Annotated in this window: 12 protein-coding genes and 1 pseudogene; 3 read left to right on the top strand and 10 right to left on the bottom strand. The window is 44.9% G+C overall.

Annotated elements, in window-relative coordinates:
- Nucleotides 1–8 precede the first annotated feature (8 nt).
- The 7 genes from E5329_RS08705 to E5329_RS08675 form a co-directional block, all read right to left on the bottom strand.
- Nucleotides 9–674: a CIS tube protein gene (locus E5329_RS08705; protein ID WP_135989180.1), complete on the bottom strand. Its 666-nt coding sequence runs from the start codon at nt 672–674 to the stop codon at nt 9–11.
- Between the two features lie 41 nt (nt 675–715).
- The gene (locus E5329_RS08700) at nt 716–3,946 is read right to left on the bottom strand and encodes a hypothetical protein (protein ID WP_135989179.1); all 3,231 of its coding nucleotides are present in this window, start codon (nt 3,944–3,946) and stop codon (nt 716–718) included.
- A 35-nt stretch (nt 3,947–3,981) separates the two neighbouring features.
- Nucleotides 3,982–4,422 carry a phage tail protein gene (locus tag E5329_RS08695; RefSeq protein ID WP_135989178.1) on the bottom strand — a complete coding sequence of 147 codons (441 nt, stop codon included), beginning with the start codon at nt 4,420–4,422 and terminating at the stop codon, nt 3,982–3,984.
- Nucleotides 4,423–4,446: 24 nt separating this feature from the next.
- Entirely contained in the window at nt 4,447–4,626 is a 180-nt protein-coding gene (locus tag E5329_RS08690; protein ID WP_275443131.1) for a DUF6760 family protein, read from the bottom strand.
- 2 nt (nt 4,627–4,628) lie between these two features.
- A complete protein-coding gene (locus E5329_RS08685) occupies nt 4,629–4,997 on the bottom strand; it encodes a phage tail assembly protein (protein WP_135989176.1) in 369 nt (122 codons plus the stop codon).
- A 99-nt stretch (nt 4,998–5,096) separates the two neighbouring features.
- The gene (locus E5329_RS08680; RefSeq protein ID WP_135989175.1) at nt 5,097–5,522 is read right to left on the bottom strand and encodes a phage tail protein; all 426 of its coding nucleotides are present in this window, start codon (nt 5,520–5,522) and stop codon (nt 5,097–5,099) included.
- Nucleotides 5,523–5,575: 53 nt separating this feature from the next.
- Nucleotides 5,576–7,312 (bottom strand): phage tail sheath family protein, encoded by a 1,737-nt coding sequence (locus tag E5329_RS08675; protein WP_135989174.1) that lies wholly within the window; start codon nt 7,310–7,312, stop codon nt 5,576–5,578.
- A gap of 299 nt (nt 7,313–7,611) precedes the next feature.
- Here E5329_RS08675 and E5329_RS08670 point away from each other — a divergent pair, with 299 nt between their 5' ends.
- Genes E5329_RS08670 through E5329_RS08660 form a run of 3 tightly spaced genes read left to right on the top strand, consistent with a single transcriptional unit; the run spans nt 7,612 to nt 13,180 of the window.
- Nucleotides 7,612–10,335, top strand: coding sequence for a BTAD domain-containing putative transcriptional regulator (locus E5329_RS08670; RefSeq protein WP_135989173.1), 2,724 nt, complete (start codon nt 7,612–7,614; stop codon nt 10,333–10,335).
- A gap of 60 nt (nt 10,336–10,395) precedes the next feature.
- Nucleotides 10,396–12,309, top strand: coding sequence for an ATP-binding protein (locus E5329_RS08665; RefSeq protein WP_168356562.1), 1,914 nt, complete (start codon nt 10,396–10,398; stop codon nt 12,307–12,309).
- The gene (locus E5329_RS08660; RefSeq protein ID WP_135989171.1) at nt 12,242–13,180 is read left to right on the top strand and encodes a hypothetical protein; all 939 of its coding nucleotides are present in this window, start codon (nt 12,242–12,244) and stop codon (nt 13,178–13,180) included. Before E5329_RS08665 ends, E5329_RS08660 begins: the two co-directional genes overlap by 68 nt.
- A 286-nt stretch (nt 13,181–13,466) precedes the next feature.
- Here E5329_RS08660 and E5329_RS08655 read toward each other — a convergent pair whose 3' ends face one another.
- From E5329_RS08655 to E5329_RS32130, 3 genes and pseudogenes are all read right to left on the bottom strand, one after another.
- Complete coding sequence (locus E5329_RS08655) at nt 13,467–14,900, bottom strand: MATE family efflux transporter (protein ID WP_135989170.1); 1,434 nt, start codon at nt 14,898–14,900, stop codon at nt 13,467–13,469.
- A 187-nt stretch (nt 14,901–15,087) separates the two neighbouring features.
- Nucleotides 15,088–15,687 carry a [Fe-Fe] hydrogenase large subunit C-terminal domain-containing protein gene (locus E5329_RS08650; RefSeq protein WP_330572044.1) on the bottom strand — a complete coding sequence of 200 codons (600 nt, stop codon included), beginning with the start codon at nt 15,685–15,687 and terminating at the stop codon, nt 15,088–15,090.
- Nucleotides 15,688–15,927: 240 nt separating this feature from the next.
- Nucleotides 15,928–16,217 (bottom strand): annotated as a pseudogene (locus E5329_RS32130) (transposase); the annotation flags it as partial.
- Between the last annotated feature and the right edge of the window lie 33 nt (nt 16,218–16,250).

Raw genomic sequence — 16,250 nt, 5'->3', positions numbered from 1 at the left:
GTCTCCTTTCAAAGAGCCGGGAGTTTTACCACCTGTCCCGGCCTGACGTCCAGTGGATTCAGAATTCCGTTTTCTCTGGCTATCATTTTCCACATATCCGGATCTCCATATTCCATACTGGCAATATCCCACAGACCGATTCCCTGACGAATGGTACGGTATTTGGTGCGGTCCGGAGATTCAAAAGGAGACGCCCTGCGCTTGTCATTCGGTGATATCAAAGATTTAAAGGTCAGGCTGACTTTTGCCCGCACTGGCATACCACTTTCTGTAAACATGGTATAAGTATGGTTGAATCTTGTGACAATCCCTCTGAAATTCAGAGAACCCCACCGGAATGTAACTTCCGGAGGACGGTGCAGGCTTCCATCAATGGAAGTTGCATTTGCAATCCGTTTCGTAATAGCCGAAACATCCGTGGATGTCGGCGGAGTGCCAAAAGAAATCAGTGATGTCGGCTGCTTTGGTACATAAGTATCCAGAAAAAGGTTTAAAGACAGCTCTGTGGCCTCTCCGGAAATATACTGGAACAGAGGTCCATCCAGACCGGGTACCTTCTTTTCTGAATAATTTGCACTGTCTGTAAGCTGGTATTCCGAAGGGTTAAACAGCACATTAATAATATCCACTCCAATTTCTTTTTCAATTTCCAGTTTTGCCTTTGTAAGCCCCAAAGAAATTCCTCCTTTCCCACTTCCTGTACAAGGTCATTGCATTAAACCAGTCCCCTGCGCAGCTTCTCCACATGGAGTTCCTCGTAAAGATGCTTTTTCACCTGCTCTGCAAATGCCCTGACATCCTCTTTTGCCTGGGCGGCGTTTTCCACTTTTTTAAGTTCCGCTTCCACTTCTTTCAGCTTCTGATCTAACTGAGCCTGAGCCGATTTTATCTGCATGGTTTCCTGCTGCATGCGTGTTTTTGCCCAGCGCTGTTCCTGATCCGATATGTGATTTTTCTCCGTGGAATATGTAAGTTTCGTCATAAACTGACTATCCAGTTCCCGGCCATAGCCCCAAAAATTCCTGTTCTGTATCACAGGTTCATGCTCTGGCACAGGCTCCGAAACCTGCTCTATTCCTTCACTCCTGTTGTGTATGCTGACAGAACTATTATTCAAAAGCAGATGTTCTTCCCCTCTCTCATCCTCCATTCCTTCACTCCTGTTGTGTATGCCGGCAGAACTATTATTCAAAAGCAGATGTTCTTCCCCTCTCTCATCCAAAAACAGAATATTATTGGTATACTCCTGCATCCGCAGACGACGCTGCCTTTCATATCCCTGAATATAAAAGATCAGTCCAGGATATGCATCGCTCCCAGAATATCTGACTGTTTTGGTTTTTTCCAGATCCGGCAGGTTTTGTGCCTTCTCTGGCAGGCTTTGCTTTTCTTCTGATTTCCCCTCAAACGGAACAGACATCTTATATGGCGCTGCTTCCTGTTTATGCTCCAGCGAAATCTCTGGATCATATTTTTCCATCGAAAGAACTGTCTGTTCTCCAGTCTGTTCCCCATACATGGCCCACTGAATCTCTGTAATCCTGGACAGTTCTTTTACCAGAATTCCATACTGTTTTTCATCCAGAGTCCGAATATGGCGCAACAGATTCTGAATTGGAACCATATCAAGCTGGCTGTCCGCGTATACAAGATGAAACCTGTCTTCTGTCTGGTGATTCATCTGCACCATCAATTGCTGCAGGCTGTTTTTGTCTTTTGCCCCTTCTATCTGATGACGTATGAGCTGAATCTGCAAATCTTCCTGACTCTCATTCTGAGAAAGAAAACGTTCATTCTGCCATTGTCCAGGCAGAATGTCACCATTCTCCCATTCCTGTCCCTGTTCCGGATGAAATAACAGAGATTCACCCCATTCCCACAATTCCCGGTAAGGTACGCCTGCCGCACCTGTTTCTTCCGATTGCAGAAACTGTAAATCATGAAAAGGAAACTCTGACATTCCCTCTGTCTTTTTCTCCTGATCCTGCCTTTCAGCAAGGGAATTCGTCTTCTGTTTTTCCACAATTCTTCCCTGCTGCTCTTCTATAATTTCCCGGACAATATTTGTCTGATGCCAGAGCAATACTGCATCCGCCAGCCTGCTGACAAATTCTTCTCTCCGCTCCCCTTCCAGTTCACGGATATAATCCAGCATTCTCCCGGTTTCTTCTCGTTCCGCTTCTTTTAGCTGACGGCCACTTCGAAGCAATAATTCAGTTTCTCCGTATATTTCCCAGCTGTCCATTCTGCGGCTGACCTGTTCCATCAGGTATTCCAGTTCTTCCTCATACTCCGGTTCCCCGATGGAATCCATATAACCGGATGTTTCCAGAAGCATTCGGCTCCACCTGCAGATATTCTGAATCTCATCTTCCGTCATATCTTCCTGCCCGGCTCTTTCTCGATACCAGGTCTGGAAAACCATTTCCATGAAATGTTCTGTATGATCTTGATGGGAAATTTCACCGGTTTCTTTCTCTGGAATTTCTTTCTTCGTTACATTATTCTGCAAAATTCGTCTCTGCAGAAATTCTTTCTGCAATACCTCCTGGTATTGTTCCCGGTATTTCTCAAAAACCTGTTCTTCCCGCTGCCTGAGCTGTTCCTTCCACAATTGTACAGTCTGTTCCAGCTTTTGAACCAGCTGAGATGGTTCCTCCCAATTCTCCGCCACATCTGCAAGAACTGTAAAGGGTTCTTCCTTTATCATAGAAGAAATTTGTTCCCGGAAATTTCTGTTCCACTCCAGCATCTGTTTTTGTTCCAGCTGCAGCCGCTGCTCCGGGAAAAAAATGTCAAGCTGTTCCCGCACCTGCTGCAAAAACCCCGCTTCCGGTATGTCAGGCGTTACTGAATCCCCTCCCTTCACCATCCTGGAAGTTATACTTTCCAGATAAGAGAGCATTTCTTCACGGCTTTTCTTCCAGACTGTTATCGTACTGTCTTCCTGTTCCGGCTCCACCACCTGCTGGTAAAACAACAGGAATTCCCTTCGCTCAAACAATTTCGCCATATCAGACAGCTTTTCGCCTGCCAACTTTCCCTCCACAGTCTTCAAAATCTTCCATAACGCAGATTCTTCCTGCTCTGGTTTTTCCGGTACTTCTGACCTTCCGCCTTTTAGTTTTGCATATTTTTTCCCTGCAAATTTTAATTTTGTAAACCTTTCCCTGGTAGTTCTTTCCTGGGATTCCCTTTCTTCCGACAGGCTTTTTTCCTTTCTTCCCGCCTCCGGCAGTCCTGCTTTCCTGAGAAGGTTCCTGCAAAGGGTTGTTTCTTCTTTCAGTCGCTCCACCATTCGCTGACACTGTACTTCGTCACAGGTTTTCAGATAAGCGATTAATTCTTCACGCTTCTCCCAGACAGAAGTTTCCACCAATTTGTGGTATTCTGTTTCAGACAGAGAAGCAAGCAGCTCCCTTTCTGTCATCCCGGCTGTTGGGGAAGAATACTTTTCCAAAAATTCTCTGACCTGTACGGAAAAAAGAGAAAGCAGACGGTATTCTTCCCATCGTTTTTCAATTTCCTGATGCTCCTTCTGCCAGCCCTCATAGCGTCTGCGCTCCTTTTTTTCCTGTTCCAGCAGCTTCATATAACGGTTCATATTCCGAAACATGGTATAATTTCTGCCTTTTAACTGAGTAAGGCAATATTTTTCCACCCGGCGCAGGCTGGTTTCCATCCGCCGGATTCCAAAAGCCAGAGAAGACGGATATTTCTCCGTTCCCATCTGCAGCATTTTGTTTTTCAGTAAAAAACTGACGAAAATCTGTATCTGTCTGGCCTGTTCTTCTTCCTGTCCGGTTTCTCTGTTCAGATAAACGAACTGAATCTTTTCGTATTCCGGCGCGGAAGATTGAACGTATTTATCCCATAATTTCTGTAGCAGATCCTGTCCGATATGAAGCTGTATGTTCTGAAAAAAAGGCTTTCGCAACTTTAGCATGGGTCCCCCTTAACATCCAATTCTGTAATTCGAATCTAAATTCCGAACTTATTGATCGTTTCCGTCAGTCCGTTGTGTGAAATTTCCACTTTTTTAATCAATAGACCGCTGCTTATGGCGTCCAGCGTGTCAATCTCCCATTTGGTAACGATACCCCAGTTGGCCTGATAAGTGGCTGTGGGAACCATTCCTGACTCTGGCATAACCATAATGACAATCCCTTTTTTCAATTCATACCCTGCTGTCAGGGTAGTGCGGGTCAGTTCTCCGCTGGCAATGCCATATTCCAGAATCAGTTTATCCATGGATTGGCGCGGTTTCGGCAGGTAATGAACTCTATCGTTTACCCCGCCCTCAGGCACCGTCTCAAATTCCATGGTAGCAGATATATTGGATACTTTGGAAAATCCCAGAGGCATCCCGTTTAATATCACTTTGAATTTTGTGCGTTTTGCAAGATTATCCTGCGCCGCCATCTCTTTTCACCTCTGTCCCGCCGTCTATATCCGGAAAATATCATCTTCCGGCTGTTCATGGCTGACTTTTCTGTTAATCTCCGATATCTCCCTGCACCAGCGAAGCCGTTCCCGATGGGGAAGTTCCAGAACCTCCTCCCTGCTCCAATGCACATAATAGGAGATAAAAGCCGCCTCCTCATAAATTTTGTCCGCCGGATACACATTTATGGCCCGGCTTCCATAAAATTTACAGGCACGGTAATTTCTTCCCCGCAGTGGGGGCAGACGGTACGGTATGCAGGCACTTCCGCCTGATTTACCCTTTCATACAAATCCTGCAGGTACGCCAGATCCGGCGTATACAGCCCTTCTATCACTTTCGTGTCCACCGCAGGCATGGTTCCCAGGCTGGTAATCACACGAGAAAGAAGAATAATGACCAGATAACCCGGATTATGCTGCACTCTTGGGTCGCGCAGCGGTATGATCTCATCTGCTGCCGTAGCCAGACGCATCCGTCCTTCCCGATGGAGATTTCCATCCCTGTCCACATAGCCTTTAGGCAGAACAAAAGAAAATTCTGTCTCAAACATTTTTTTACCTTTACTTTCCTGTCTGCTCCGGACAGTCTTCCCAATGCCCGGAGCATAAATTTATGTAACCTGCCAGTCACAACGCAACAGAATTAATTCTTACGAAACTCTGGTCATTCCCTCATGGGCAATTTCAAGGGACTCAATGGCAACATCAGAAGTTGTCGCACTGAAATCCGGTGCTGTGTATTTTGCAGGCCATGCATTGATTACCTGCCAGGAGGCGGTAGCTGTCTCGGTTTCATCCAGAATCGTAATAGTAATTGTCTTACGCTCCACTTCGCCTTCCACGCCTGCAATCATCCATTCATACATTACCATGGAATCTGCAACGCCCTTCTTTAACGTAATATTTCCGTATTTTTTCAGACCTGGGAGTTTCATAGGCGTCTGTACCATATCGCCCTCGCGATACTCAATGACATCAATTGACGCATCGAATCCGGATGCCTCGGAAAAACCGCCCGCCTCCAGACCGTCTATTTCCACCTTATATCTAAACTTTCCATATGGAGTACTTGCCATCTCCTCACAACGCTCCTTTCCAATTCCTTTCATTCAGAGAAATGTGTTATTCTTTATACGGAATCACCTGTTTTCTGTGAAATCCTGAAAATTACAAATTCTGCAGGTTTCACCGGTGCAATGCCGATCACGCAGACCAGTCTTCCGTTGTCAATATCATCCTGACTCATGGTATTTCTGCCGCAGTTGACAAAAAATGCTTCCGAAGGCGCCGAGCCTGCAAGAGCGCCATTCCTCCAGAGCCCTGTCAGGAACACATCAATCGTCCGTTTCACACGTACCCACAATACCTCATCGTTTGGCTCAAACACCGCCCAGTTGGTATTGGCCTTAATACTCTCTTCAATAAAAATAAACAAACGGCGGACGTTAATGTATTTCCAGCTTCCGTCGCTGCTTGCTGTACGCGCGCCCCATACACGGATGCCCTGTCCCGTGAAAGAACGAATCAGGTTGACTCCCTTTGGATTCAGAATGTCCTGCTCACCTTTGTTGAACTGGCAGTCCAGTCCCACACATGCCCGTACCGTTTCATTGGCCGGAGCCTTATGTACTCCTCTGGTATTGTCGCTGCGGGCATAAATTCCGATAACGGAACCAGAAGGCGGAATCGCCATATTTTTCTTATCCAGGGGATCAAATACTTCCAGCCAGGGATGATACATGGCTGCATAATTGCTGTCCACAATTTCTCTATGAGCAATAATGTCATCCATTTTTTTCGCATTTCTGGGCATATCCAGTACCGCAAAACGGCTGGCAAGATTCTCGCAGTGAGCCACCAGCATTAACTGCACATTGGGGTCTACCACGCCTGGAACCGCCATAATAGAAACATTGTCATTATCCAGGAAAGACTGAATACCGGTACGCTTCCCTGCCCCCTTATCTACGCCGATGAAATCTGCGGCGCTGATACTGGACACGGAACCGTTGCTTCCTCCCTTCAAGTTAACCACGCAGAATGCTTTCTCCGGATCTTCTCCGGCGATTTCGTCAAAAGGAGCCACCGCTTCACTTTTGGCGCTTCCCACATACTTCACTTCAATGAGATCTGACTTTGCTGTCTTCTTCTCAACATAATTGGGGATAGACACATTGAAAGACAGATTTTCATAAAATTCCACAATGTCGTCATACTTCACTTCCAGATTGAATTCACAGGTGGAAATCACTTTGGAAGGCAGCAGGTTTTTGTCCACAACATCCTGCTCAAATTCCTTTTCAAATACAATAATATTATCCTGGCTCTTAACCACACGGTTGTACACCACATTGGTCATGTCCTTATATACAACCACATCTCCCTCGTTAAAGCCTGCAGAACTCTTAACCGAATACTGTTTGCCATCGGCAGTCTGAAGTTCTTCCAGAATCTGGGTTTTTGCCTTGCTTGCCGGCGTTACCACAATACTCATGCTGTTTCCCCACAATCCGGGATTTTTCGCCTGTACTCGAAGTACCGTATCCTGAGCCGGAACTCTGGCCTGTGCAGCCTTCGCATCGCCAGGGGCCACACGGGAAATAAAGCATCGGGAACCGCCGTTTACAAAAAAGTGCTCCACTGCATAGGATAAAAATCGGTATTCTCCAAACTCATTTTCAGAAAGATATCCGCCAAACTTCCTCTTAAAATCCGCAAAATTGGTAACAAGCTGCGGAATGCCTTCCGCCGGCCCTCTTTCTGCAAGGCCGATAAAACCGGCTGTACTTGTACCAACGCCTTCCATCGGCTTTCCGCCTGAATCAAATTCCTCTACATATACGCCTGGTGATAAATATTCAGCCATAATCTTCCGACATCAGCAGCATTTACCGCTAATGCCGGCTACCTCCTTTCCTTTTATAAATTCATCGTGTAACATATTGCTTTTTTGATTATAAAACCACCCACTAAACAAAATTCTGAACAGTACAAATCCATTCAAAGATTTTTGTCCCTCTAAATTTGCCGCTCGTCCCATTTTGTAGAACTCTCATATGACAAATGCTACAATTATTTCAAATAGATCCTACTAACAAGATTGAGGCGTCAGAAATGCTTTTGACGCCCTGGTTTTAGCAGAAAAAACAGAAAGATAAGACAGCTATGAAGAAGGAAAACAGCAAAATTCAAATACCAAACGTAGACAAAGGATATACCGAACGAGCAGCAGACACCTTCCTCTCTTCATCAGAAGCAGGTATTATTCTGCTCAATGCCGGCGCCGGTTATGGAAAAACTCAAGTGCTGGCTCATTACATACATCATGTTCCCGAAAAAAGCGCCTGGTACAGCATCAGTGATACAGACAATGATCTGATGTCTTTTATTCAGAACTTTACAAAATCTGTCCAGTATGCGCTGGGCAATATAAAAAACGACTTTAAGGTTTCCGGCTCTCTTCCGGAAAATATTGATATATTAATGGAGCAGCTGGTTCTGTGGCTGGATACGCAAATCGAATTTTTAAATGTAATCTTTGATGATTTTCAGGAAATCAACAATCCGGATATTTTTAATCTGCTGGACATCTTAATAGAAACCATGGACAAAAAAATCCGGTTGTTTATTGTGGAAAAACGTTCCCTGCCCCACTTTTTTGACAAGTATACCCAAAGCGGCCGGGCAGTCTGTATTGGCATGAAGGAGCTGCAGTTTCAACCAGAGGAAATTGCAATATTTCTAAACGATATGGGCATACAGGACATCCAATGGGCAAACCTGATATATGGCTGTACCGAAGGCTGGCCGGTAGGCGTTGCTCAGATCATGCTTCAACTGCGGCAGCAGAAAAAAAATACCACTATGGAGAATCTGAAGGAAATCTGCGAAAATCTGGAAGTTTCCGACTATTTTATGACACGGGTATACAAAATGCTTCCCTTTGACATTCAGACATTCCTGAAACAAACAGCGGTTTTAGACTACATGACGCCTGCCATCTGTAATAAAGTAGTTGGCATCCATAACTCAGAAAGTATGCTGCGTTACCTGGTAAATGAAAAACTCTTTGTTCAGACATTAGGCGAAGTCAGCAGCCTGTACTGCTATCATTCTATTTTCCGGCGCTTTCTGTTATCTCAGACAACATTGGAAGAACAACAGGATGTTCTGCAGACCGCCGCTTATTTTCTTCTGAAAACGAATGACCGGATTCAGGCAGCAGAATACGCATGCCGCGGGAAAGCCGCAGATATTGTCCAGGCAGTTATTGAGGTCTCTGGTGACTCCATACTGGAAGACCGGCTTTATGGAACCATGGAGCGATGGTTTGCATTTCTTGACCGGGAACATTGTATCCTGACCTCCAAAGCCAGATTTATATATGGAAAATATTTAATGGCCATTGGAAATACCGCAGAAGCAAATCAGCAGATTGAACAGGCAGGAAAAGAATTCTATGAAGAAGGACGGATACAGGATTACAAAAAAGTCCGGCTGTTTCAGGCCTCTGAAAGCCGCAAAGCCGGAGAACTGTCCCAGGCTGGTATATTTTTGGCTCAGGCCTTTGAAGACCATAAAACTTTCTGGAATGAAACTGCAGAAGCAGTCTGCACCGAACAGATCAAGATAAACTGCTGCCTGCAGCAGTCAGAAGAAGCTGTACAGCTTCTTACCACACTGACCAGCCGGGGCATTCAATTTCAGGAAAATTCTTTTTTGCTGGCTGCACTGCAGATTCTTTCTTTCCTGAACCGGAAACCGGCACAAACATGCTCCATACAGGATGTACGCCTTGAACATATTCCGGAAGGCTTTCTTCTGCGCAACTGCATCCTTGCGGAACAAATGAAAGCCTCTTATCTGTCCGCTGATTATCCAGCTGCCCGCCAGATTGCCAGAGACATCATCCAACATTCCTCCCATGAGACTCTGCAAACAGCCGCTGCCTGGGAAATGCTGGCTGTTTTATCCTGGGATGAGGGAGATCACCGGAAAGCAATAGAACAATCCAGAACCGGAAATACATTTTTGACCAGAAACCATATATGGAATCTTGGTTTTACTTCAAAACACCAACAGATCTTAAAGGAAATCCGCTCTATCCAGAAAAATACCATGGCTGCTCCTTATCTCATTTCTCAAAAAGAAGATTTTGCGGAACAGAAAAAGAGTGGAAAAATTAAAATCCAATGCATGGACGGCTTCTTTGTATTCCTTCCCGGCGCAGAAGGCCAGCCCCTGAAATGGCGGACAAAAAAAGCGCGGGAATTGTTTGCCTACCTGTTCCATCTGCAGGGAGCCAGCGTCTCCAGAGAAGCCCTGATCGAACTGTTATGGCCGGATGCAGGAATCAAAAGCGCTATCGCCCTGTTCCATACCACCCTTTACAGCATCCGTCAGTCTTTTATACCGGAAGGTCTGGAAGATCTGATTTCCTATGAACATAAGAAATATTCTCTGAACATGCAACTTGTAGATTCTGATCTGGAAACATTATTGACGTATTTAAATGATCCAAAATCATGTGAGAAACATCCGGAACAGATTATGCAGCTCTATCCCGGAAGCTATATGGGAAGCAGCGGTTATCTATGGTCCTATGGCAAGGCAAAAGAACTGGAAAATCAATACCTTAAGGTATTAAAATCCGGGGCCGCCAGCAAAGACATTCAGAACCATCCGGAAGCCGCCCTTCCCTTTTTCCAGAGAATGCTTGAAACAGACCCTTATAGCGAAGAAATCGTATCACAGTTCATTGTCTGCCTGTACAAAAACGGCAGGCAGGCAGAAGCCAAACAGCAATATGACCGGATGCAGCAATTGTATCGGAAAGACCTGGAACTGGATTTTAGCAAAACCTTTAAAGAAATCATAGCATGTGTTTAAAAACACCATCCGGCGGGCATGGATCTGCAAGCAGATCTAACATAACAGATGGAGGATGTAATGGATACCTACCACGATTATCAGGAATTTTTAAATGATTTAACTGACTGGGGCAACCATGTATGGGAACAGCAGACAGCTTTCCATCCGAAAGAATCTTTTTCTGCCCTGCTGCAAAAATCTGTAACAAGTGCAGAACAGGGCGTATTTTCTCCTTTTTTATACCTTGCCCTCTCCGCCAGGCTGGAACAGGAAGAACTTCTGCTGCTGGCAGCATCACTCTATACTGAAAGAAAAGGAGAACTGCTGACTCTTTCCGCCTGGAAGCTGTTCTGGAAAAACGAATCTCCTGATTTTCCCGGAACAGAATTGTATTACCAGTCTGCTCCACTGCTCTTTTACCGGGAACAGGAGCCAGCAAAGCTGCCAGAAAGCCTCCGGATCACACCCAGGATTTTTCTCTTTTTACAGGGGTTCCTGTTAGAATCCCAATACATTCCTGGCCTGGAATGGTATCACACAAAAGGAAATCCGCTGCCTCCTCTGGGCAGAAACATCTGTTTATATCCTAAAATCCTCCACTGTATTTCGGAGATTCCCGGGAAAAAACTGGTCTATCTGCAAGGCCGGGAAGGAAGCGGACGGAAATTGAATTACGCTTATCTTGCCGCAGAATCCCACATGGATCTTGCGGTGATATCTTATGAACAGCTTCAAACCGAACACCAGCTTCGGGAAATACAGATAGAATGCCTTATAAACCATGCCATGTTTGTTCTGGAATTACCGAAAGAAGAAGAGGATCTGACGCCTCTCTTTCACTGGCTGAAAGAAGAAGAAACTATTTTCCTTCTGGGCACAGGACCAGAGCTTCCACATATTCGCTCCATTCAACGTCAGTACCTTCCTTTTTTTCTCTCCGCTCAGCAGGTATTAGAAGACAAAAATCTATTTGAAACACTTACCCACTCCTACCAATGGGAATGTGAAGAAACACGGACGGATTTTTTACACCGGTACAATTTTCTGCCCGGCAGAATGAAGGATATTCTGGAACTCGCCAGATCTTACGCTCTAAGCAATGGAACCGACGTCATTACCGGGGAACATCTGAGAAAGGCCATACTCCAGGTTTCCTCTCATTCTTTGGATAAATACGCCAAAAAAATCCCCGGCTTTTACCAGATGGACGATCTGATCCTTCCCACGCTCACAAAACAGAAACTGTTCCATATCATAGAACGAATCCGCAATCGAAAGCTGGTCTATGAAGAATGGGGCTTTCTGGAAAAATCCGCCTATGGCAACGGCGTTTCCATGATTTTCGCCGGACCCCCAGGCACTGGGAAAACCATGGCCGCCCAGGTTATGGCCTCTGAACTGAACATGGAACTGTACCGGGTAGAACTGCCCGCAGTTGTAGATAAATATATTGGAGAAACAGAAAAAAAGCTGAATCGTATATTCGGAGAAGCGGAAAAAAGTATGGCCATCCTCTTTTTTGATGAGGCAGACGTGCTCTTTTCCAAACGGACGGAAATCAAAGAATCCAACGATAAGTACAGTAATATGGAAATTGCCTTTCTGCTGCAGAAAATGGAGGAATACGAGGGCGTAAGCATTCTGGCCACCAACTATCTGCAGAATTTTGACAGTGCATTCCGCCGCAGAATCAGCGATATCATTAACTTTCCGCTGCCTGACGCCGGCTTAAGGCTTCAGATGTGGCAGTCCATGATTCCTGCCAGACTCCCGATATCCGATGAAATCGACTTTGACTTTCTCGCAGGACAGTTTGAGATCAGCGGCAGCATGATTAAAAATACGTTAATTTATGCCAGTTTTCTGGCTGCAGAAACACAGCATCCCTTACTGGATATGGAATTAATTCTGAAAGGACTCAGTCATGAGCTGGAAAAAAGCGGTAAAAAGCTCAGTCGTGACGAATATGGTGAATATGGGCACTTATTTTGAAAAAGAAAGTCAAAAACCACGCTGGGAATCCGGTCAGGCCCTTCTGCACCGGGAAACCCACACAAAAGAACAGACTGGAAAGGAAGCATTTTTCGGAAAAACTTCCAGAAGAACTTTCGGGAAAATGGGCAGGGAAACCTCCGGGACAACCTCTGGCATAAGAAACTCTTACGGAACATTGCAATTTCTGAAGAAGGAAAAGAAGCAAAACCGCGGGAGGGAAGGCTTTTCCCTGGAAGCCTTTGAAGCTCCCGGCACTTCCCTGCACTCAGAGAAGGAAAAACATCTGGACCGGGGTTCCATGAAAAGAATCCTCCATGGCGACAAACAGATGCTTTTTTCCTCCGAAGTACCCCTGCGCAATCAGGCATTATTTTATGATCTGGAAGGTGCAAAAAAGGGCGGAGATTTTCTGGAATGCATGAAGCAGCTCCTGCACCGGCAGGGTCATCAGACCTTAAGGGACGTCTTTGGATTTCTGGATCAGGAAACGGAACAGCAGGAACTGGAATTACTGCGGGCAGAACAGAAGAAACATTTGCAGACAGGACAGAAGGAACTTCTGCTGGAAGAAACTGACAATACCAGCCATCGTATTGACGAACTTAACGGCCGCCTGCTCAGAAAAAAGGCCAAAGAGCGCCAGCTCCTTAGTGATTTAAAACTCATGTTAAACCAGCGCACCAGAAGAAAATGGGAGTCCGGCACCAACTCTCCCGTACCGGAATCCCAGGAGTCCCAGAAAACCAGAAAAAAGCATCATGACGACAGCTTTCTGCAGAGACTTCTGCAGCCCAACAGTGAAAATACAGGAACTGCCGGGGAGACAGACAGTGAACAGACAGCAGAAAACGGGGAGAAACCAACCTGAAAGTTCTCCCCGTTTTTGCTGTTCAGTTTTCCATTTCCCGCAGTCGTTCCGCAATAGCTTCCCCTGAAGAACCGTGCATGGATACCTTCCACCGCCGGATTTTTATTATTGGAATTACATGTGTCCCCTTAATCACGAAATGATGCAATTATTAAAAGAATACCACTCACAACTGGAACTATCTTTTCATGGCATAGTGGTATCGTTGCCCGGGAAAAAGACTATTGCACCTTACATCTTATGGAAAAAGTTATCAGTTAAAACAACCTGTGGGCAGTGCCATAAATCACAGTTCTTCCTGCAGAGGGTTTTCTGTAAAGTTTACATTGTCAGCATCTGCATAAGAAGCCAGTACATCTATCTTATTTTTACGAATCCGTTTCATAAAGATAACGGAGATCATACAGCTTACGCCCTCTGCAATCAAAAACGCCAGCCATACCACCCATGTCATTTCCTGGTTTCTGATTGCTATTTCTGACAGCAGCCAGGCAGAGGGAAGCACAAACAAAAACTGTCTGCAGACCGAAACAACCAGAGATTCCATTCCAGCTTCCAATGCCTGGAATATTCCCTGAAAGGCTACATTGGCGCCTGCAAATACAAAACTGACAGAAATAATACGCATAGCGCTGATACAGATTTCCTTTGTGCTTCCAGATAATCCAAACATGGATGAAAAAGGTTCTGCAAATAATTCCAGAAAGAGCGTTCCCGCAAGCATAATTCCCAACGTGTAGCATAATCCATACCGAATCCCACTTTGAATCCGTGCTTTATCCTGCTTTCCATAATTGAAGGACACAATTGGCGTAATGGCATCGCGAAGGCCGAAAGCGGCAAACAAAATAAACTGCTGAATCTTGTAAAACAGACCATATGCTGTCACTACAGATTCATCTATTCTTACCAGAATCCGGTTCAATCCATAAGTCATAACTGACATAAGAGCCTGGGCAATGATGGCCGGAAGGCCGATTGCATAAATTTCTTTTATAATCTGCACAGAAGGCCGCATATAAATAAATCCATTTTTAATTTCTTTGTTTTTCCTGAAATGAAACATTGCTGCAAGAACCATGGATACAACCTGCCCGAGAACCGTTGCGTAAGCTGCGCCATCAACGCCAAGCTTTGGCGCTCCCAACCAGCCATAGATCAATACAGGATCCAAAATTATATTTACAACCGCCCCTGTAATCTGTGCAATGGTAGAATACATGGATTTTCCAGTTGATTGCAGCAACTTTTCAAAAATAGAAAAAAATACAATTCCAAAAGACAGTACGCAGCATATCCTGAGATAGCCCACTGCCATATCTGCAATCACTGCATTCCCCGTCTGGCTTCTGATATATGCGGTTACGCCAAATATTCCAAACAGAAAGCACAGGACATATATGAGCATTGCAAGAAAAAAACCATTTCCTGTGGTCAGACTTGCCTGTTCCTGATTTTTCTGTCCCAGTCTCATGGAAATCACCGCACCCATGCCAACACCGGTACCAATTCCGATGGCTACCATTAACATTTGTACCGGAAATGCCAGTGTCAGAGCATTTAACGCCTGTTCTCCCGTCCCTTCCATTCCTCCTACAAAAATACTGTCCACAATATTGTAAACAGCCTGCAGCATCATGGACAATATCATGGGAATTCCCATGGTCAGCATCAGCCTGCCAACTGGCATAAAAGACATTTTGTTTTCTTTTCCGTTCATTTTCCATTCCTCCTACTTCCTGAAAAAGAAAAAGCGCAAATCCATAATCTGGATTTACGCTTTTCGCCACTCGACGGGTGTATTATACCAAAAAAATTTTTAAAATGTCAATCTTTTTTTGTACTCATTCTGTTATTCCTGTATATAATCTACATGCAGAAGCTCATGCTCCCGGTTCTTCCGCAAATCATTGTACAAAGTTTCCATCAGGGGATTTTCTTCTCACCTGGCATTCTCCCAGGGTAAGTTCACAGTTCTTGACTCCCTCCATACCGCGGACGCCGATAAATTCAATTTCTTTCAATACCTTGGGACTCTTATCTTCCACTACCCGGCGCACTGCCGCTTCTGTAACGCCTCCGGTGGCACCGAAAATTACGCCCGCTCCGGAATAGATGGAAAAAGGCATATCGTAAGCTTCCGGCTCCAGACGGTCAAAGCGGATTCCAATTTCCTGCAGCATAGTGATCACTTCCTCGGAAGTCAGCACATAATCCACATCTGGAATTCCCTTTCTCTTAAATTCCTCTCTGGATGCCTCAAATTTCTTGGCAGTACATGGCATGATCGCCACTGACACCGTTTCTTTTCCTTCTTTTTTATCCAGTTTTTTATAATATTCCTTTATGACTGCGCCAAACATTTCCATTGGAGATTTGGAGGTGGACACATATTTCATCAAATGGGGATACTGGGTTTCCACAAACCGAATCCATCCGGGACAACAGGAAGTAAACAAGGGGTATGCATGCATTGCCTCTGCCTGATGGTAAGTCGGTTCACCCAACCCATGCAGCCAGCTTTCCGTGATGAAATCATATGCAACTATCCCACCACGCAGATTATTGATTTCTCTTACTATGTGCGGATACCTTTACTTTATGCGAAGTAAACCCATATATTTTAATTACACAACCAGTTTATTCTGATATTCACACAAATCTGATAGCCATTCCTCTGGAAGCAGGATATACCATGCCCCATGGGCTGATTTATGCCAATGAACCAACCGCGGCAACAGAAAAGTTTATTGAAGAAGTGAAAAACTTATCATAATATTTATGTATCTTCTGCGGGAGATGTCTTTTTTCTTGTTGATATGTATCTTATCGTGCAGAAAACGGTGGTATTTATCTATATTCCGACCAATTGCGTACAGCATAAATTCCTTGTATACTTTTTCTGCAGAACGGTAATTAAACCGGCGAAATTTTTCGTTTTCCTTTATGTCTCCAAAGTGGCCTCTGTCTGTATGGAGCGGATCTGGCGGTTCAGCATCCCCTTCTCACTCTGCATATTAGCGTGGGATTTTTCCCGATATCTGGATTTTTTTGAGCCATAATTTTAAAT

The sequence above is a fragment of the Petralouisia muris genome (assembly GCF_004793545.1).
GTDB classification, from domain to species: Bacteria; Bacillota; Clostridia; order Lachnospirales; family Lachnospiraceae; genus Petralouisia; species Petralouisia muris.
This window is presented reverse-complemented; position numbering and strand designations above follow the sequence as displayed.